Origin of the sequence: Pseudomonas sp., assembly GCF_050739935.1 — a bacterium.
Lineage (GTDB): Bacteria > Pseudomonadota > Gammaproteobacteria > Pseudomonadales > Pseudomonadaceae > Aquipseudomonas.
This window is the reverse complement of record NZ_JBOICF010000031.1, coordinates 67,381-86,343: the sequence shown is the minus strand read 5'-3', so window position 1 is coordinate 86,343 and position 18,963 is coordinate 67,381. Positions and strand designations below refer to the sequence as shown.

At 56.8% G+C, this 18,963-nt stretch carries 18 protein-coding genes and 5 tRNA genes; 9 read left to right on the top strand and 14 right to left on the bottom strand.

The features are described 5' to 3' along the window. Window positions 1-16 precede the first annotated feature (16 nt). From potE to ACRER8_RS05315, 5 genes are all read right to left on the bottom strand, one after another. A complete protein-coding gene (gene potE / locus ACRER8_RS05335) occupies window positions 17-1,426 on the bottom strand; it encodes a putrescine-ornithine antiporter (protein ID WP_431745303.1) in 1,410 nt (469 codons plus the stop codon). Window positions 1,427-1,721: 295 nt separating this feature from the next. Further along, entirely contained in the window at window positions 1,722-2,495 is a 774-nt protein-coding gene (surE, locus tag ACRER8_RS05330; protein ID WP_431745302.1) for a 5'/3'-nucleotidase SurE, read from the bottom strand. Between the two features lie 191 nt (window positions 2,496-2,686). Then, the gene (gene ampE / locus ACRER8_RS05325) at window positions 2,687-3,523 is read right to left on the bottom strand and encodes a regulatory signaling modulator protein AmpE (protein ID WP_431745301.1); all 837 of its coding nucleotides are present in this window, start codon (window positions 3,521-3,523) and stop codon (window positions 2,687-2,689) included. Window positions 3,524-3,538: 15 nt separating this feature from the next. Beyond that, window positions 3,539-4,087 carry a 1,6-anhydro-N-acetylmuramyl-L-alanine amidase AmpD gene (ampD, locus tag ACRER8_RS05320; protein ID WP_431745300.1) on the bottom strand — a complete coding sequence of 183 codons (549 nt, stop codon included), beginning with the start codon at window positions 4,085-4,087 and terminating at the stop codon, window positions 3,539-3,541. Between the two features lie 186 nt (window positions 4,088-4,273). After that, entirely contained in the window at window positions 4,274-6,529 is a 2,256-nt protein-coding gene (locus ACRER8_RS05315; protein WP_431745299.1) for a DUF1631 domain-containing protein, read from the bottom strand. A 388-nt stretch (window positions 6,530-6,917) separates the two neighbouring features. On the opposite strand from ACRER8_RS05315, the gene nadC reads away from it, so the two are divergent. Next, a complete protein-coding gene (gene nadC / locus ACRER8_RS05310; RefSeq protein ID WP_431745298.1) occupies window positions 6,918-7,766 on the top strand; it encodes a carboxylating nicotinate-nucleotide diphosphorylase in 849 nt (282 codons plus the stop codon). Between the two features lie 160 nt (window positions 7,767-7,926). Here the strand turns inward: nadC and yecR are convergent, their stop codons facing one another. From yecR to ACRER8_RS05295, 3 genes are all read right to left on the bottom strand, one after another. Beyond that, complete coding sequence (yecR, locus tag ACRER8_RS05305; RefSeq protein WP_431745297.1) at window positions 7,927-8,439, bottom strand: YecR family lipoprotein; 513 nt, start codon at window positions 8,437-8,439, stop codon at window positions 7,927-7,929. Between the two features lie 260 nt (window positions 8,440-8,699). Further along, window positions 8,700-8,775, bottom strand: a tRNA-Thr gene (locus ACRER8_RS05300). 50 nt (window positions 8,776-8,825) lie between these two features. After that, complete coding sequence (locus ACRER8_RS05295) at window positions 8,826-9,260, bottom strand: pilin (protein WP_431745296.1); 435 nt, start codon at window positions 9,258-9,260, stop codon at window positions 8,826-8,828. A 225-nt stretch (window positions 9,261-9,485) separates the two neighbouring features. Between ACRER8_RS05295 and pilB the strand changes: the two genes are divergently transcribed. From pilB to yacG, 5 genes are read left to right on the top strand one after another with little or no spacing between them, the layout of a single operon-like run. After that, the gene (gene pilB, locus ACRER8_RS05290) at window positions 9,486-11,180 is read left to right on the top strand and encodes a type IV-A pilus assembly ATPase PilB (RefSeq protein WP_431745295.1); all 1,695 of its coding nucleotides are present in this window, start codon (window positions 9,486-9,488) and stop codon (window positions 11,178-11,180) included. A 2-nt stretch (window positions 11,181-11,182) separates the two neighbouring features. Next, window positions 11,183-12,400 carry a type II secretion system F family protein gene (locus ACRER8_RS05285; RefSeq protein ID WP_431745294.1) on the top strand — a complete coding sequence of 406 codons (1,218 nt, stop codon included), beginning with the start codon at window positions 11,183-11,185 and terminating at the stop codon, window positions 12,398-12,400. Between the two features lies 1 nt (window position 12,401). Beyond that, window positions 12,402-13,274 carry a prepilin peptidase gene (locus ACRER8_RS05280; protein WP_431745293.1) on the top strand — a complete coding sequence of 291 codons (873 nt, stop codon included), beginning with the start codon at window positions 12,402-12,404 and terminating at the stop codon, window positions 13,272-13,274. Beyond that, on the top strand, window positions 13,271-13,894 hold the full coding sequence (gene coaE / locus ACRER8_RS05275) for a dephospho-CoA kinase (RefSeq protein WP_431745292.1): 624 nt from the start codon (window positions 13,271-13,273) through the stop codon (window positions 13,892-13,894). The genes ACRER8_RS05280 and coaE overlap by 4 nt, the downstream gene beginning before the upstream one ends. Beyond that, entirely contained in the window at window positions 13,891-14,094 is a 204-nt protein-coding gene (gene yacG / locus ACRER8_RS05270; protein ID WP_431745291.1) for a DNA gyrase inhibitor YacG, read from the top strand. The genes coaE and yacG overlap by 4 nt, the downstream gene beginning before the upstream one ends. Before the next feature lie 297 nt (window positions 14,095-14,391). On the opposite strand, the gene ACRER8_RS05265 is transcribed toward yacG, so the two are convergent. Continuing rightward, on the bottom strand, window positions 14,392-15,078 hold the full coding sequence (locus ACRER8_RS05265; RefSeq protein WP_431745290.1) for an energy-coupling factor ABC transporter permease: 687 nt from the start codon (window positions 15,076-15,078) through the stop codon (window positions 14,392-14,394). 332 nt (window positions 15,079-15,410) lie between these two features. On the opposite strand from ACRER8_RS05265, the gene ACRER8_RS05260 reads away from it, so the two are divergent. The 3 genes from ACRER8_RS05260 to ACRER8_RS05250 all read left to right on the top strand — a co-directional run bounded on the left by ACRER8_RS05260 (window position 15,411) and on the right by ACRER8_RS05250 (window position 17,720). Continuing rightward, a complete protein-coding gene (locus tag ACRER8_RS05260; RefSeq protein WP_081566644.1) occupies window positions 15,411-16,040 on the top strand; it encodes a DUF1780 domain-containing protein in 630 nt (209 codons plus the stop codon). A gap of 144 nt (window positions 16,041-16,184) precedes the next feature. Then, window positions 16,185-16,358 carry a DUF3094 family protein gene (locus ACRER8_RS05255; RefSeq protein ID WP_431745289.1) on the top strand — a complete coding sequence of 58 codons (174 nt, stop codon included), beginning with the start codon at window positions 16,185-16,187 and terminating at the stop codon, window positions 16,356-16,358. Between the two features lie 63 nt (window positions 16,359-16,421). Next, window positions 16,422-17,720 carry an NAD(P)/FAD-dependent oxidoreductase gene (locus ACRER8_RS05250; protein ID WP_431745288.1) on the top strand — a complete coding sequence of 433 codons (1,299 nt, stop codon included), beginning with the start codon at window positions 16,422-16,424 and terminating at the stop codon, window positions 17,718-17,720. Between the two features lie 162 nt (window positions 17,721-17,882). On the opposite strand, the gene ACRER8_RS05245 is transcribed toward ACRER8_RS05250, so the two are convergent. The 5 genes from ACRER8_RS05245 to ACRER8_RS05225 all read right to left on the bottom strand — a co-directional run bounded on the left by ACRER8_RS05245 (window position 17,883) and on the right by ACRER8_RS05225 (window position 18,912). After that, window positions 17,883-18,164, bottom strand: coding sequence for a hypothetical protein (locus ACRER8_RS05245; RefSeq protein WP_431745287.1), 282 nt, complete (start codon window positions 18,162-18,164; stop codon window positions 17,883-17,885). 321 nt (window positions 18,165-18,485) lie between these two features. After that, window positions 18,486-18,562: transfer RNA gene (locus ACRER8_RS05240), tRNA-Pro, on the bottom strand. A gap of 95 nt (window positions 18,563-18,657) precedes the next feature. Then, window positions 18,658-18,733: transfer RNA gene (locus tag ACRER8_RS05235), tRNA-Lys, on the bottom strand. Window positions 18,734-18,739: 6 nt separating this feature from the next. After that, window positions 18,740-18,816: transfer RNA gene (locus tag ACRER8_RS05230), tRNA-Pro, on the bottom strand. A 20-nt stretch (window positions 18,817-18,836) separates the two neighbouring features. Beyond that, window positions 18,837-18,912 (bottom strand) — tRNA-Asn (locus ACRER8_RS05225). Window positions 18,913-18,963 lie beyond the last annotated feature (51 nt).

The following is an 18,963-nucleotide window of genomic DNA, read 5'->3' as shown; positions in this document are numbered from 1 at the left end:
CCAGTGTTGCGCTGTTTCATTGAACGGCAGTCCTGCCATTGAGCGCCAGGTTATTCACGGGAATGGCTTGGCCAACGATGTGCTGCGCCGCGACGGTCTGGGTCGGCACGCTGTTGTTCACGGCCTCCAGCCTGATCAGGCGTGTATTGACGAAGCCGAACAGCGTGTAGCCGACAATGGTCGCCACCCCGCCGAGCATCAGCGCCTGAGCGCCGGAGCTGTACAGCGCCAGATAACTGTAGGCCGCCGCAATGTAGGCAACGATGTTGGTGATAAGTGCCTTGTTGGCCGGCACATTGGAGACCTGCTGCAGCGTCATCAATGTCGCCATCGACAAGATGTACGGCACCAGATTGGTCACCACTGCGAGGTTCACCAGAGTGTCGAACTGCTTGGCCAGATCCGGGCTGATGGTCAGCAGCGCCATGGCCGTCTGCATCGCCAGCAGGATCAACATGCTGATGATCGGCACGCCGTGCTTGTTGGCCTTGGCGAAGATAGGCAGGAAGTAACCGGTGTCGGCCGAGCTTTTGAACACCTGCGCGACAGTGAACTGCCAACCCAGCAGCGAGCCGATGCACGCCAGTACCATCAGGCCCATGACGATGTTGCCGATCATGGGATTGAACATCCTGGCGAACACCAGGCCGAACGGCGCGGTGGACGACACAAGCTCGGCATTCTCGACAATCCCGGCGATGACGTTGGTGGACACGATGTAGATCACCGCAGCGCCTAATGTCCCACCCAATACGGCGATGGGCACGTTCTTCTCGGGATTTTCCACCGCATCGCCGTTGGCGCAAGCCGACTCGAGGCCGAGAAATGCCCACAGCGTGATCGCCACCGACGCGCCGGCAGCCTCGAACCAGGTTTTGTCGTGGGGATTCCAGCCCGCGGCGTAGATGCTGCTGTCGAACCAGAACCAGCCGATGGTCGACACCAGCACCACCGGCGCAATAACACCCCAGACCGTAACAGCGCCGATCCTGCCGGTAATACTCGCTCCGCCGAAGTTGGCGATGGTGGTAATCCACAACAAAGCGATAGTCGCCAATCCGACTTGCAGAGAATCAAGTTTTATATCGAATAGCGTCTGGATATAACCCACTGCGGTAATACTGATGGCCACATTCGCAATCAACAACGACAGGCCATAGGTGTAGTTAGTGATGTAGTTGCCGGACTTGCCAAAGGTGTATTCGGCATAGCCGCCCATGCCGCCAGTCTTGCGGCTGAGCATGCCGCAACGGGCGAAAGCATACGCCAGGGCCAGCGAACCGGTGGCGGTGACCAACCAGGACAGGATGGAGATGCCACCGACTTCAGCGAGTTTGGTTGGCAATAACACAATGCCGGATCCCAACATGTTGACCGCCGTCAACATTGTCAGTTGTCCCACGCTCATTTTCTTTGCGACTGACATTCCGTTGCCTCGTTAGGAGAAGTGAGGCTTTTAGCTATAGCAAAGGTTTTTAACTAAGCAAGAAAGTCTGTCTATAAAACCGGATAGCCAAGAGCCATCTTTTTATAACTTCAAAAAGAATAGCGATGGAAAACAACTTGATGAATTGCCGTGCAAGTTCGAAGTGGATGGGTGGACAAGAAGTTGACTCACTGACTGGCCGAGTTGGCAAAGCCATCGCTCTTGCACGGTATGGCTCGCTGGCGGTGGCATTGGTGAGATCGCTACCGCTGGCGAGCCATGAAGGTGTCGTGTGTCAGTCGGGAAGGCTGCTTTTCAAGCGCGCCATCACGTCCAGGTCAGTGCGCTCGAAACGCAGCGGGGTCGCTGAAACGCCACCTCGCGTGACGACGAAGGTTTCGCTGTCTTCGAAGTCCGGGCGCTCGTGACGATCGATATTCAGCCAGTAATAACCCTGCTCTCGCATGTCGGTGCGCTGGGTGATGTTCAGGCCGTCCATTCGCCCGACGCCTTGCCGGGTGATCTGCAACGGACCGGCCTCTTGCGGCGCGACGTCTGGAAAATTGACATTCAGGCAGACATCCGCTGCCCACTCCATGCCGATCAGCCTGCGTATCACATCAGGTGCCAGCGCTCTGGCCGTGTCCCACTTCACCGCGTCGCGACGGGTGAAGAACTGGCTCAAGGCAATCGAAGGCACACCCAACAGCAGGCCCGCCATGGCTGCGCCGACTGTTCCGGAAAACATGGTTTCGACGCCCAGATTGGCGCCTTTGTTGATCCCTGAGAGCAGCAGTCGCGGTGGATTGTCCATCAACTGACGCAAGCCGATGGCCACGCAATCAGCCGGAGTGCCGGATACCGAAAAGCGTCGCTCGCCCCGGGCCTTGACCCGTAATGGATGATGGATACTCAGGGCGTGGGAAATCCCGCTCTGATCCTGCTCCGGCGCGACGACCCAGACTTCATCCGCCAACTCCCGGGCCACCGCTTCCAGGACCTCAAGCCCCGGGGCATCGATGCCGTCATCGTTGGTGATCAGGATCCTCTCGATTCGCGGGTACGACATGTGGTTCTCCTTGGCGGGGGATGGATGATTCAGAAGGCGTCACAGATTTCAGATAGTGATGAGGACACTGTGGGAGCGAATTCATTCGCGACCCGGAGATACATCCGACACAATCCGTCGTCTGCCCGGTCCTCTCGCGAATGAATTAGCTCCCACGAGATTTAATGCCAGCCAATATTTTGCGCAAGACCTCAAACAAACAGCGTCCACAACGCAAACCCGGCATACCACACGATCGCTGCGCGGATGAGCAGCTCCCAGAGCACGTCCAGACTGTTCACGCCCTCGACCCCCACGACCGGCGCGGGCACTTCGCCGGCCACACAGCCTGCTTTGGTGATCAACGCCGAGGCACTGATATCCCAGTTCAGCAGCTCACTGAGCATCACTCGGCTGACCGCTACGAAGTTGCCGACCAGCGCGAAACTCGCCGCCAGCAGTCGCACGGGTACCCAATCGAACGCATGGCGCAGCTGGGTCGCACGCTCCACCAGCGCTGGGGTCTTGCCATGTTCGGAAGCCAAAGCCAACAGTCGGTAGGCCAGCGCCGCCACCGGTCCCAGCACGAAGTACCAGAAGATCACCGCGAAGAAACCCTGATAGACCTGCCACAACAAATACGTCTGCACGCCACCGAGCAACTGCTCTTCGTCTTCGGCCTCGACGCCCAGATCACGATGGGCGACCAGCACCGCCGCTTCCTGATCACCACGCCGGCAGGCATCGCGGAACGAGCCAAGATTGGCTTTCACATTGCCGCGCCCCAGGCTGTAGATCAGCACCAGAAGATGAATCGGCAGCGCCAGCCACCCATAGGCAACGGAGCCGATGATCACCAGAACCAGCGCCAGCACCAACAATGGCAACAACACCGTTAGCGTTAGAATCCACCACGGGCGTTTGGCCGTGCGCGGGCTGGACTCAAGCCGCCCCAACTGACTGAGCCAGGGCGCGTCACGTTGAACACGCTGACGCAGGGCGGAGAACTTCTCGATCCACACTGCCAACAGCAACACCAAAAAACTCATCACCTGCTCCTTGATTCAATCCTGCAAAGCCGAACGAAACCGTGCCCAGTCAAAGCATGGACCCGGATCGGTCTTGCGTCCGGGGGCAACGTCGCTGTGCCCGCAGATTCGTTGCGAGGTAATCGCCGGCCACGCCGACCGCAGCTGGCGGGTCAGGACGATCAACGCCGCGTATTGGGCGTCTGTGAACGGCTGATCATCGGTGCCTTCCAGCTCGATGCCGATAGAGAAGTCATTGCACGTCTCCCGGCCCTCGAACATCGAAACACCGGCATGCCAGGCACGATCCAGACAGGAAACGAACTGCGTCAGTTCGCCATCACGTTCAATCAGGAAATGCGCGGAAACCCGCAGTTCAGCGATGCCTTCAAAATAAGGATGCTCTGTGACATCCAGCCGGTTCTGAAAGAACTCCTGAACCTTGCCCGTCTTGAACTGCGCGGGCGGCAGGCTGATGTTGTGGATTATCAGCAGCGAAATCTCCGCTTCGGGGCGGGCATTGAAATTGGGCGAAGGACAGTGGTGCGCGCCGTGGCACCAGCCCGTGGCGGAGTCCAATTGCATGGAGGGTCCTTAGAACATGAATCGACAGCGGCCAGTATGCCCGCGATAGCAAAGGATGTGGGAATCGGTGACATGAAGCCGAGGTCTTCCTGCGCGAGCGCGCATCGGCATCACACACTTCACCTGTGGAAGTGAGACGTACGCAGCCAGCAGAGTTGCGTCGATTCGAAGCGCAATTTAGACGCCTCAGCCTTTAAGCTTGCGCAGATTACCCAGCACCGATTCCAGCGCCCGGTCGAACAGCAGCGAGTCGTCCAGCACGCGAATCGTCCCGCGACGAAATTCGACAGCCAGCCCCATGCGGGTTTTCTCCAGCACTTTCATCCCGGTACGGTTGACGAAGACATAGCGCCCGCTCGGCTCGACGATCGCTGCTAGCTTGCAGCGCAGCTTGTGTTCTTCGTCCTCCTGGATCTCGACCCAACTGCCCAGCCGCAACTTGTCGACTTGCATCAGACCTTCGTCGTTCTCCGGCAGATACAGCGAAGGCTCACTCAGCACTTGCTCGCCCGGTGCGACCAATACGATCTCTTCCACCACCGCCATCATCGACGGCCCCTCGTCAGTCACGCTGAAAGCCGCCTCGTCGCTTTCGTGCGGCGCGCCCTCGTCCGATGTGCGCGCAACATGATTAAAGGCTTGGACGTGCAGAGCTTCCAGTTGGCTGAAGAATTCGCTGGTGGCGAACGGGTCGAACGCGGCACTGCTCAGGCCGTCGCGCAGGGACTTGAGCAGGCCCGGCACCAATTCCAGCAGACGCTGGCGCGCATCCGGCTCATCGTGCGGCTCGACACTCCAGATCAGATCGTCCATCGCCTGCAATCCCGCCTTCCACTCGCTGGACTGCTCGCCATGCTTGAGACAAGTCAACAACAACACCTTGCTCCAGGCTTCCTGCAACAGACGCACGACCACCTCGGGCAACGTCTTGCCGAGCAAACGATCATTGAGCGCCTGCTGCACGCGCTGCCGAGCCAGTTCCGCCAATGCACGGCCCTCTTCGGCATCGCGGGTGCGCTGTTCGAGCAATTCGCTGCGACGACGTTCATCGCTGGTGAAGGCCAGGAAGTCCACCAGCAACTCGGTGAATATCGCCGGATCATCGACGAAGTCATGCAGCAGCCGCTGCACTATCTGGTCGATTCGTGTGTACAGAGAATCGCGCTGGCTATCATCGCGCCCGCCCCAACCCAACGCCGCCGAAGCGATCTCGTTGAGCAGGCGCCGCGCTGGATGACTGCCGCGGCTGAAAAAGCTCTTGTCGATGACCGCGACTTTGAGCATCGGGATCTGCAGCCGACCGATCAACGCCCGCAGCGAACCCGGCAGGTTACGGTCGTCGAGGATGAATTCGAACAGCATCGAAATCAGGTTGATCACGTCTTCATCGATGGTGCCCACGGTGCGGAATTTCCCGCTGCGTGCACTGACACGACCGATCAGTTGCTCAAGTTGCGTGCGCAGATCAAAGTCATCCGGCGCCTCGGCGCGTGGCACATACTGCTGCAGATGCGACAGAAGACGCAGCAGATCCTGACTGGAAATCGGTCTGGCCTCGGTTGCATTCTTCGGCAGCGGCGTCAAGTTGCCCCGCACGTAGACCAAGAGCTCCTGCAAGGCAGAAAACACTTCCTGTACGCTCTGGTCGAGCTTCTCTGCCGCCTGGACCAGCGCCGCATTCTCGGCACGCAACGTTTCGGGGTGGACTGCCGCACTGGCCGCTCGATCGGTCGAACGACGGGACGGCAGCACTTTCAGATCCGGCAACACACCGGCGGCGATCAGCAACTGGTTGGCGGCCTCGTACAATTCATCGGCGTCGGCCAGGGCGTATTTTTCAAACAGTTTGAGAATGATCAGCTTGACCTTGATTTCGACGCCCAGGTTACGACCGGCCTGCAGGAAGAAATCACACAGCAACGTCGGACCCAACGGATTGGTCTCGTCGGTCAACGGCTGCGGGATCAACTCGTTCAGGCGCGTGGTCAGCTGACTCAACGCCACCCCGTCGCGACTGATCACCTTGGTCACCATCGTATCGACGGCCACGGTGCGCTCCAGGTCATCGTTATGGACCAGTGCGAGTTTGTCGAAGGAAACAGGCTCAGAGAGGATCGGCTCGGCGACCTCATACTGACCAAGGCGCAGAAACGCCTCGAAGAATTTGTCCAGGAAATTGCGCTCGATGCTCTTGCGCTTCAGCCGCAAATCACGCATCGCTTCGAAAAAGATATTCTGCTCGGCATTGTTATGCGCCCGATCCGCCATCTCGAACAGCGTGTCATCGGCATTATCGAACAGCGTCTGCAAGCTTTCCTTGAGCTGCTGGGCAGCCTTGTCCCGCACCTGCAGAAGAACGACGGGCAGCCGAGCGACAGGCGAAGACCCCGGTTGATCCGGACCCGTCTTGCTCAAAGGCACCACTTTACTGTCGTTCTGCATCAAGGACTCCTCGTCAAACATCACTCAAAACAGCCACTGCGACAGACACAATATCATCACCAACGGAGGATCGACCTCTATTGGATGCATCTCGAATTTTTGTAGTCCCTGGGTAGACAGACAGAGCGCCAAACCTATGACGCCAAATACAAGGCGAAGTATCTTTCAAAACGCATCTGCTCGCCAGCAGACTCTTCGCCTTGAGTGGAATAATAGGAGTAGACGAAGCGGCATGTGCGGCGATAGACCGCGAAAACCCCGTTTCATCGCATCAACGGCAGAAAAACCGACAAAGTGCAGACGATGCATTCGGTTGAGTGGCAACAGACAGGTGGGTTGGTACAGCCCACTGCCTTATACTCCGACCACTTAGTAAGTGGAGTCCGATATGCCGAATCTACGTCTTGCCTCGCTGACCACCGAAATAGAAGCCAACGTGCGCCGCGCGTTGCTTGAAGACGTGGGCACTGGCGACATTACCGCGCAGCTGATCCCCGCCGAGCGCCTGGCCAAAGCTACCGTGATCTCCCGCGATGACGCGGTGATCGCTGGCACGGCCTGGGTCGACAGCGTCTTTCGTCAGTTGGACCAGCGCGTCGCGGTGCACTGGCAAGTCGGCGATGGTGATCGGGTCAAACCCAATCAGCCGCTGTTCCACCTGGAAGGCCCGGCCCGCTCGCTGCTCACCGGTGAACGCAGCGCCCTCAACTTCCTGCAAATGCTCTCCGGTGTGGCCACCCGCTCTCAGCACTACGCCGACATGGTCGCCGACACCCAGGTCAAACTCCTCGACACCCGCAAAACCCTGCCCGGCCTGCGCCTGGCGCAGAAATACGCCGTGACCTGCGGCGGCTGCCACAACCACCGCATTGGCCTGTTCGACGCCTTCCTGATCAAGGAAAACCACATCGCCGCCTGCGGCGGCATCGCCGAAGCCATTACCGCTGCCCATAAAATTGCCCCCGGCAAACCGGTAGAGATCGAAGTCGAAAATCTCGACGAACTCAAACAAGCCCTCGACGGCGGCGCCGACATCATCATGCTCGACGAACTAAGCCTCGACGACATGCGCCAAGCCGTCCACCTAACCGCCGGCCGCGCCAAGCTCGAAGCCAGCGGCGGGGTTACAGACGCAACCTTGCGCAGCATTGCCGAGACAGGGGTGGACTACATCTCGATCGGCACGTTGACCAAGGATGTGAAGGCAGTGGATCTGTCGATGCGGTTGAGTATCTGAACTTACTTGTAGGAGCGCGCATGCGCGAGGGTGTGGTGTGTCAGGAGCATTTCCGGCGTCTGACACGCTGCCCTCTTGGGCAAGCGCGCTCGTCGTTTCGAATTCCGCTATCCGCAGCAGCGTCTCCACTGCTCCGCACGCTTTAACGAGATTCTGGTCCTTACTCACCCATTATCTTTCGATACCGGGCTTGGTATTCCTCGTATGAAATATCCGAGTCCTGCAATTTCTGAATTTGCTGGTCCTGCCAGGTTTTTTTATCGAGGGCGCTGCTCCCAGTACCAGATTGAGCGGGTTGCGCCCGCTGCAGCGCTTGGGGCTGAGACGGTGGCGACTGCCTGGTGGCGCCAAGATCACCGAGGCACTGATATTTCTCGATCACCTGACCTTGAGTACAAGTTCCGAATCCATTCCGCGCATAGCAATTCTGCGTCATGCCACCGAAGATTTCGGCATCTGCATACCCCCATACCTGACATTTGCTCTTGGCAACCGACTGGGCCTGATGTCGGTCAACGACAGCTGTTTCGAATGGTTTGAAGTCATAGGCCATATCCACAGTGCCATCTGCGCGACTACCGCCCATCGCGTAATAAGGCGTTTTGGTGGAGCATCCTGAGATGTAGACGACGACACATACGCCAAGCGCGATGAGGTGAAAGAATTTCTGCATAGGTAACTCCGTGTAAAAAAATGGGTGGCTCTGTCGGGCAACCCAGCCTGAATCTGTATTCATCGAGAACAGGGCGGGGGCTTCACGCTCCCGACTATGTCGGCTGACTTGAGAAAAGTTTTAAAGCTTCACGCTGCGGGGGTAGATGCGGCGAGGGATGTGTGGCGTTCGTGCGACCCAGCGGAGTCCCGGTGCATGGTGATGGAAGGTTCAGCAGATGCAAAAAAGCCCGGCTTTGAGGACCGGGCTTTTTGTGTTGCTGGTGCCGAAAATAGGAATCGAACCTACGACCTTCGCGTTACGAGTGCGCTGCTCTACCGACTGAGCTATTTCGGCGTGTCGAAAAAGCGTGGACATAAGCTAGAGGATGCTATGCCCGTAAGCGCTTAGGTTTTCGGTGCTGCAGCTGGGCGGCAGCTAGACGGACGATATTTCACATCGACAGTACCGGCGCACGACCAAACCAAAGTGTCGTTAGTTCCGTCAGTTGTAGGCGTCAGTGTGATTGTTCCCGTTAGTTTAGGGTTCGCATCATTACCAGCTGTTGCAGTAACCACACCTGCTGCGATATCGACGGAAGCTGTGTATTTACCAGATGCTCCGCCATATCCGGCATCATCGGCGGTGGCTGGCAACTTACCGTTGGTTTGGTAGTACTCAGTAACCGCAACCTTTGCACCATCCGTTAGAGCCATCAACTCCGTCGCCTGAGCACGGATCGTATAGTCCTGATAGGCAGGCAAAGCTACGGCCGCCAAGATACCGACGATCGCTACCACGATCATCAATTCAATCAGCGTAAAACCTTTTTGTGAATTCATCGCTACTACTCCAAGCGTCAATTTGGTGTTGCTCACGGTGGAGCTAGCATGCCTCGTGCCATCCATGAGACTTCATGAGATTTATCGATAGCGTAAGGGATTCTGCGCAGCTAACGATCTCGTACTCAGCACTTACTGACAATTTTCGTCACATCGCTTCAGCTCATTTGGCAGCTAAGCCCGACTACGCTATAAACGGTCCAATGTCTGTATCTGGTGGCTGTAATGACTGATGTCGTCTTAACCGGTTTGGCCAAGCAGCTCGTCGTTGCTGAGCTACTCAACGAAAAAACTGCGCAGCAGGCCTATGAGCAGGCGCGCCGTGAGAAGGTTTCGCTTGTCCATTATCTCGTCGAGAACAAGCTCTCAAACAGTTTGACGCTCGCCGAGATCACGTCGGACCAATTTGGTATCCCGTTCCTTGATCTCGGGACGTTGGAAAAGGAAAGCCAGCCAAGGGGACTGGTGAGTGAAAAGCTAATTCGTCAGCATTGTGCCCTGCCCTTGTGGCGCCGTGGTAACAAGTTGTTTGTGGGCATTTCTGACCCTACTAATCATCAAGCGATTACGGATATCCAGTTCAGCACCGGTCTGACGACCGAAGCGATCCTGGTTGAAGACGACAAGCTCACCACTGCGATTGATAAGTTTTTTGACAGCAATGCCGGCTTGGGAGAGCTGGATGACGTGGATTTGGGGTTGGAAATCGAAGCCGTCGATGACAGTAAGGAAACAACTGTTGGTGGGCAAGATGCCGATGACGCTCCGGTTGTCCGCTTTGTAAACAAGATGCTGATGGACGCCATCCGTCTCGGCTCGTCCGACCTGCATTTCGAGCCTTACGAAAAAATATTCCGTGTAAGATTGCGCACCGATGGCATCCTTCACGAAGTGGCGAAACCGCCCACTCACTTGGCAGGTCGAATAGCTGCGCGACTCAAAGTCATGGCAAGCCTTGATATTTCTGAGCGGCGCAAACCACAAGACGGCCGTATCAAACTTCGCATTTCAAAAAACCGTTCTATAGATTTCCGCGTGAACACGTTGCCGACCCTATGGGGTGAGAAAATCGTGATGCGGATCCTTGACCCCACTACTGCGCAAATGGGTATTGACGCACTTGGTTATGAGCCTGAACAAAAAGCCCTCTATCTTGAGGCCCTTCGCCAACCACAAGGGATGATTCTGGTTACCGGCCCCACGGGTTCAGGTAAAACTGTTTCGCTGTATACCGGGTTGAACATTCTAAATACCGTCGACATCAACATATCCACAGCGGAGGACCCAGTCGAAATCAACTTGGAAGGCATTAACCAAGTTAACGTCAATCCGCGCCAGGGAATGGACTTCGCACAAGCCTTGAGAGCATTTCTACGTCAAGACCCTGACGTAATAATGGTTGGTGAAATTCGTGACCTTGAGACCGCGGAAATAGCCATCAAAGCATCGCAAACCGGTCACATGGTACTGTCGACGCTGCACACCAACAGCGCGGCAGAAACTTTGACCCGCCTTCATCACATGGGCGTAGCTGCATTCAACATCGCTACGGCAATTAACCTCATCATTGCCCAACGCCTAGCTCGAAAGCTTTGTCCCCACTGCAAAAAAGAATTCGATATCCCTCGAGAGACTTTGATTGCCGAAGGTTTTCCCGAACCTGAAATCGGCTCATTTAAGCTCTATTCTCCGGTGGGCTGCGAGCAATGCAATGGCGGGTATAAAGGCCGAGTAGGGATTTATGAGGTCGTGAAAAGCACGCCAGCGCTGGAACGCATCATTATGGAGGAAGGCAACTCGATTGAAATCTCCGAGCAAATGCGTAAGGACGGATTCAATGATCTGCGCACCTCCGGACTTTTGAAGGCGATGCAGGGCGTGACCAGCCTAGAAGAAATAAACCGGGTGACCAAGGATTAAGCATGGCGACCAAGGCAGTAAAAGTGAGCGTCTATGCTTGGGAAGGGCTGGATAGGAAAGGAAATAAAGTCACTGGCCAAATCAATGGCCACAATCCGGCGTTGGTTAAAGCGCAGCTGCGCAAGCAGGGCATAAATCCGACCAAGGTGAAAAAGAAATCCGTTTCAATCTTCGGCAAAGGCAAGAAAATCAAGCCGCTGGATATTGCGTTTTTCAGTCGGCAGATGGCGACGATGATGAAGGCTGGGGTGCCACTGCTTCAGTCCTTTGACATCATCAGTGAGGGCACTGACAACCCGAACATGCGCACATTGGTGAATGACATCAAACAAGAGGTCGCTTCAGGTCATAGCTTCGCTACAGCTTTGCGCCAAAAGCCTCAGTACTTCGATGATCTGTTCTGCAATCTGGTCGATGCTGGTGAACAGGCTGGTGCACTGGAGTCGCTGCTGGATCGAGTGGCCACATACAAAGAAAAAACTGAATCGCTAAAAGCAAAAATCAAAAAGGCAATGACTTATCCCATCGCCGTAGTCGTCGTAGCAATTGTGGTGACAGGCATCCTTTTACTGAAAGTGGTACCCCAGTTTCAATCAATCTTCGAAGGCTTCGGCGCTCAACTGCCAGCATTCACAATGATGGTGATCGGCCTGTCGCAGATTGTGCAAGATTACTGGTGGATGCTGATTGGCGGGGCGATCCTTACCCTTATCACGTTTAAACGAGCCTATCGAACATCTGAAAAATTCAGAAACTGGATTGATCGCTTACTGCTAAAAATTCCTATCATCGGGCCCTTGCTCTACAAATCAGCAGTCGCACGTTATGCCCGCACGCTTTCCACTACTTTTGCTGCTGGCGTGCCTTTGGTCGAGGCACTTGATTCCGTGGCAGGAGCAACTGGCAACATTGTTTTTAAAAACGCCGTCCAGAAGGTAAAACAAGACGTCTCTACAGGCATGCAGCTGAACTTTTCAATGCGTAGCACCGGCGTATTTCCGATGCTGGCAGTACAAATGACCGCCATCGGTGAAGAGTCTGGCGCCTTGGACTCAATGCTGGATAAAGTGGCGACTTACTATGAGGACGAAGTCGACAATATGGTCGACAGCCTGACTGCACTGATGGAGCCCATGATCATGGCGGTATTGGGCGTGATTGTCGGCGGTTTGGTTATTGCCATGTATCTACCTATCTTCCAGCTCGGAAACGCTGTCTAGTATGCCTTTCTTAGACCTCCTGGCCAGTTCCCCACTGGCCTTCGTCCTATGCGTCCTCGTCCTAGGCCTACTCGTCGGCAGTTTCCTCAACGTCGTCATCTACCGCCTGCCAAAAATGATGCTCCGGGATTGGAAAATCCAAGCCCGTGAGGTGCTGGAACTCCCTCCCGAGCCGAAAACGGAAACGTTTAACCTGATCCTGCCGCACTCCCGTTGCCCTCACTGCTCGCACAAGATCCGCCCGTGGGAGAACCTGCCGGTGATCAGCTATTTATTCCTGGGCGGTAAATGTTCAAGTTGCAAAGCGCCGATCAGCAAGCGTTACCCTCTGGTGGAACTGGCGTGTGGATTGTTGTCGGCCTTCGTGGCCTGGCATTTCGGGTTTGGCTGGCAGGCGGGGGCGGTGTTGGTGTTGAGTTGGGGGTTGTTGTCGATGAGTTTGATCGATGCCGACCACCAATTGTTGCCGGATGCGATTGTGTTGCCACTGTTGTGGCTGGGATTGATCGTCAATTCCTACGGTTTGTTCGCTTCGCTGTTTGATGCGTTGTGGGGCGCGGTGGCGGGGTATCTCGTGCTGTGGGGGGTGTTCTGGCTGTTCAAGCTGATCACTGGCAAGGAGGGCATGGGGTATGGCGATTTCAAGTTGCTGGCAATGCTCGGTGCCTGGGGTGGCTGGCAGATTTTGCCGTTGACGATCTTGTTGTCGTCGATCGTCGGCGCGGTTTTGGGCCTGATTTTGTTGAGGCTGCGCAACGTTGAGACGAGCACGCCGATACCGTTCGGCCCCTATCTGGCCCTTGCGGGGTGGATCGCATTGCTCTGGGGTGATCAAATAACCACTTCGTATTTGCAGATCGCCGGTTTCAGATGATTTCTTCTGCGGTAAAACCCTGGATTCTTGGCCTCACTGGCGGCATTGGCAGCGGCAAGAGTGCGGCTGCGCAATGTTTCGTCGATCTGGGCGTTCATCTGGTCGATGCTGACAACGCCGCGCGTTGGGTGGTTGAGCCGGGGCGCCCTGCCCTGGCGCTGATTGCCGAGCACTTCGGCGCGCAGGTGTTGCAGGCCGATGGCACGCTGAATCGCGCGGCGCTGCGGGAGCTGATCTTCAAGGATCCGCAGCAACGAACCTGGCTTGAAGGCTTGTTGCATCCGCTGATTCGCGAAGAGATTCGCCAGTATCTGGCGCGCGGTCAGTCGCCTTACGCGATTCTGGTGTCGCCGCTGTTGGTAGAGACTTCGCAGCATCAGATGGTGCAGCGGGTGTTGGTGATCGATGCGCCGCAAGCGCTGCAGATCGAGCGCACGGTGCTGCGCGACAAGACCAATGAAGAGCAGGTTCGCGCGATTCTCAAGGCGCAGGCCAGTCGTGAGGAACGGCTGAGTCGCGCGGATGATGTGATCGTCAATGATCGCGACCCTGCCTGGCTGAAAAGCGAAGTCGAGCGACTGCATCACTTTTATTTAACTTTGCGTGGAGGCCAATCATGAGCCAACCAATGACCGTCGATTGCCCAACCTGCGGAGCCCCTGTGGAATGGACGCCGCAGAGCAAATTCCGGCCGTTCTGTTCGGACCGCTGCAAGCTGATCGACCTTGGCGCCTGGGCGTCGGAAGAGCATGCGATTCCGGTGGCGCCGGATGCGGAGGATGAGTTGTTTTCGGGTGAGTTTGATCCGCGGCAGCATTGATCGAGATTGGGCCAAACTACCTCTGCCGAAGGCGTAGGCGCTCGGCTTGCCAGCGATCTGCCGGGCACCGACAGTAAAATCAGGCGCGTTGGTTGAGTCAGGCAGACTAGGTGCTCAGGGTTTGCTGCCGCTTCGCGACAGATCGCGAGCAAGCTTGCTCCTACGCTCTTCGGCCAGCATCAGAAGCCATTGCGTGCCTACCAAGTCCTGTTTTTATCGAAAGCAGATCGTCGGCAAGCCCGACTCCTACGGCCTGCAGCCAGCATCAAGAGTAGCCAGCGCTCTTCATGTTTCCCCTCAGGTATTCCTGTCATCCGGCCAGGGCGCAGCCAGATACCTTGTGCGATTGAATGTTTCCAACCACTCGGGGCAGAACACCACCAGGGCGGTGACGATAATTCCGTTGATGAACGCCTCCGGAAACACGATCAACCATACATAGCCAATGAAGTCCCCCAGCCATTCGGGCATGGCGAACAGTCCGTCATGCCAGAGCAGCCCCATCGCGACCAGCAAGCACAGTAACGCGGCGAGCGCTGCGGCGAAGAAGCCTGAGCAGAAGATGTAGGTGAACGGGCTTTTCGGTTGGGCGCGCTCGACGATCAGTGAGCAGCCTTCGGTGATCAGCACAGGCAATACGATAAGCAACAAGCCGTTCACCCCCATTGGCGCCAAATCCTGCCGCCCCATCGCCAACATGCCCAGTTGCGCAATCAGCCCTCCGACTATCGCCAGCGGCCAATCCAGCACAAGCGTCACGGCGGTCATGCCGAGGAAGTGGTATGAGACACCGGTGTTGAAATCGCGGCGCATCAGCCAGAGAAGAAACAGCGCGAACACCGTGCCGAACAGCAGGTGCTGTCGTCGTGCGTCGGTGAACAATTCGACCCAGGGGCATCGCCAGATCGCCCACAGCAGCATCGGCAGGTAGAACAGCCAGGCGATGATCATAGTGTGTGGGTTGAGAACTTGGGCGCCGATCATGATGATGGGGTTTGGTGGTTAGAGTAAATGTGAGTCTAGCTCTGCCGGCGTGGCGAGGATTGCGCCAGGAAAAAGTTTTCTTTGTAGGAGGCGCTTACCCGCGACCCAGTGCGAAGCGGCAGCAAACCGATTCGCGCTATATCCCTGGCACAATCGGATCGTATGAATGCTGCTGCCGCTGCCAGGCAGATCGTGGGAACAGGTAGAGCACCGCCCCGGCAGCTCCTATGGCCTGCGGCCAGGTTCAAGAGCCAAAGCGAGCCGCTGCCTGTCATCCAACTTTCTGTCCACGCAGGTATTTCATCTTCCCGTCAGGACGCTAAGCTTGCCCCATGGATGACTCCGACTACTTACGTCTGTTGACGATCCAGGCCGAGCAAGCCAATGCGTTTTTGTCCAATGCGCGCAAGTGGGAGCGGGAGCGCTGGGTGTGCCAGCGTTTGTTGCAAGGCCTGAACATTCCTCATCGCACCGACGATTTCCTGCCCGCAGGGCAGGAACCGCCGGACGTACTGTTTCGCGATGCGTGTTTTGAAGTCTTCTTCGTGCTCGACGAGGGCCGTCGGCTCAATGATGAATGGCGTGAAGAACTGCAACGTCGACGCAGCGCGTTTTCCCTGAGTCAACTGGTGCGGCGTGAAGCCAAGCCCAAGCGCATTCCCGCGTCCGAACTGCTTCGCCGCCTGGCGCCGACCTTGCGCAAGAAAGCCCACAACTACAAGGAGCGAGGGCTGGATTTGAGTGAGCTGGACATCATTGCCTTCGCCAGTCTCAAGCGCGAGGTATTGGATCTGAACAGTCACTTCCCTCCCCCCACCGAATACCTGCGACAGGGTTGGCGCTCGCTTTCCCTGGTGGGTCCGACCTTCGCCCGCGTGTTGTTCGCACACCCCGATGCGCCGGATTTCCTGCGCACGAACCTGGGGCGCAGCGTGGTCTTCGATGTCGGGATCAGCCTGTGATGGCGCAATTTCAACGCGGATGTTACAAAGCGGCATTGCTCGTTGATCTCCGTGCTAGCCACTGGCCGGAGCATGTCGTCAACGAGGTTAACGCATCGCCGACCGCCGTTCGCTGACGCCGGTCAACGCTCATGACGAGGCTTTATGACCAGCCGCCTGAACCCCGACGACCAGAAGCGTGTCGAAGAGTACCTTCAAGCGCCGCAGCATCAAGTCGAGCGCCGGCCGTTTCGGCCCTGGCTGCTCCTTGTAGTGGTGCTTGTCGTGGTCATCGGTTTGGGCCTGTTGAGCCGTTTACTGAGCTATCTGACGCTATGAGCTGCCTGGCGCTCGCTCGGATAGAGCCACAAGAGAATTCCTTAAGCCTTATGAGATATCCCCATGACTCATCGAATCGTGATCGTCGGCGGAGGCGCTGGTGGTCTGGAACTGGCTACCCGTCTGGGTAAAACCCTTGGCAAGAAAGGCACCGCCAGTATCACGCTGGTGGACGCCAATCTGACCCACATCTGGAAACCGCTGCTCCACGAAGTGGCCGCCGGTTCACTCAATTCTTATGAGGACGAGCTGAACTATGTGGCGCAAGCCAAGTGGAACCACTTTCAGTTTCAGCTGGGGCGGATGGTAGGCCTGGACCGCGAGAACAAGCAGGTTCATCTGGCGGCCACGCTGGATGAGAGCGGCAACGAACTGGTCCCGGCACGCAGCCTGGATTACGACTCGCTGGTGATTTCGGTCGGCAGCACCACCAATGATTTCGGCACCAAAGGCGCGGCGGAGCACTGCCTGTTCCTCGACACCCGCAAGCAGGCCGAGCGCTTCCATCAGCAGTTGCTCAACCGTTATCTGCGGGCCCATGCCAGTCAGACGGATGTCATTGAAGAGATCAACGTCGCCATCGTTGGAGCGGGTGCCACCGGTGTGGAACTGGCCGCTGAACTGCACAATGCGGCTCAGGAGTTGGCGGCTTACGGCCTTGGTCACATCAAGCCCGAGAACCTGCGCATCACCGTGATCGAAGCTGGTCCCAGGGTGCTGCCTGCGCTGCCCGAGCGTATTGGCGCCCCTGTACACAAGACGCTTGAGAAACTGGGCGTGACCGTAATGACCAATTCGGCGGTCAGTGAAGTGACGGCGGAGGGTCTGGTGACGGCGAGCGGTCAGTTGATTCCGGCGACATTGAAGGTCTGGGCCGCGGGCATTCGCGCTCCGGCGTTTCTGGAAGGTATCGCCGGGCTGGAAACCAACCGCATCAATCAGCTGCAAGTGCGCCCAACGCTGCAGACGACGCGTGATGACAATATCTTCGCCTTCGGCGATTGCGCGGCCTGCCCGCAAAAAGGCACCGACCGCAACGTCCCGCCACGGGCCCAGGCCGCGCACCAGCAAGCGTCGCTGCTGGTGAAATCGCTGAAGCTGCGCATCGAAGGCGGCGAGTTGCCGGAATATCGCTACAAAGACTACGGCTCGCTGATTTCGCTGTCGAAGTTTTCAGCGGTGGGCAATCTGATGGGCAACCTGACCGGCAGTGTGATGCTAGAAGGCTGGCTGGCGCGGATGTTCTACGTCTCGCTGTACCGCATGCACCAGATGGCGCTGTACGGCATGTTCCGCACGCTGATGCTGATGCTCGGCAGCCGCATTGGACGCGGGACGGAACCGCGGATGAAGCTGCATTGATTCATTGATGTAAAAACCCGCCGCGCATCATGCGGCGGGCAGTCTTCCAATAGGCGCGGTAACTGAAAAAAACGCCAAGGACTTCGGCCTGTAGATCCTTAAGCGCCCAGCGAAAATGCCTACACGGTCACCGCGGCGATGTCATCGTGCCGTACCGAAATATCAGCGTCCTGACATCTGATCGAGCAATGCGCTTTTTTCCTCCAGCACCGCTGCGCGCCGGGCTATTTCCGCCTTGGCCATCTCGATACGTGCGCGGCCAGCTTCCACAGCGGCCTCGTGCGATGCGAAGAGGGTATCAGGCGCGTACCACTTGCCCTTGATCGTGCGCTCATGCTGTCCATCGGCAGTAGGCCCGGCCAGCTCGACTTCAAGCACGGCAAAGCTGCGGGTCAACACCCAGGCGGTATAAGGGTAGGTACGCTCGTTCGTGTTCGGCCTCATGGCTAAGTCTCTCTATGAGGTGTTTCATGGCGCAAAGGGTCATCTTCTCGCCTTCAGGTATCGACGCGGGTCTGTACGGTAAAAACGTCGTAAGGGCGGCCATGATAACTTTCGCTGTATATATTTTCATATAGCGAAAGACACAGATACCTTTCGGATCGAGCGGATTGCGCCCACGCCGGGTCTGTAGACGATGCAAAAAACTGAAGAGGAAAAAACGCCAGAAACGAAAAAGGCGCCCCGAAGGACGCCTTTTTGTTGGCTGCAGCGTAAGTGACGCTGGAACCTGATTTTCAGCCCGGTTACCGCTGGGGGCGAAAATGGTCGGGGTAAGGGGATTCGAACTCCTGACATCCTGCTCCCAAAGCAGGCGCGCTACCGGACTGCGCTATACCCCGATGAAACAAGAAAACACCTCGTAAGGCGCTTTCGAAGCGGGTGACGTAACTGACGTCACTCCCTAAGATTCAACCCGATGAAGCCAGGCTAAAAATGGTGGGTCGTGTAGGATTCGAACCTACGACCAATTGGTTAAAAGCCAACTGCTCTACCAACTGAGCTAACGACCCAAATAATGGTCGGGGTAAGGGGATTCGAACTCCTGACATCCTGCTCCCAAAGCAGGCGCGCTACCGGACTGCGCTATACCCCGACGGTACTACTTCTTGAAATTGGCTCCGTGACCAGGACTCGAACCTGGGACCCAATGATTAACAGTCATTTGCTCTACCGACTGAGCTATCACGGAACGATCTTTTCAAATCAATCAATTTCAGATGCAGCGTTTGACGCGCTTCAA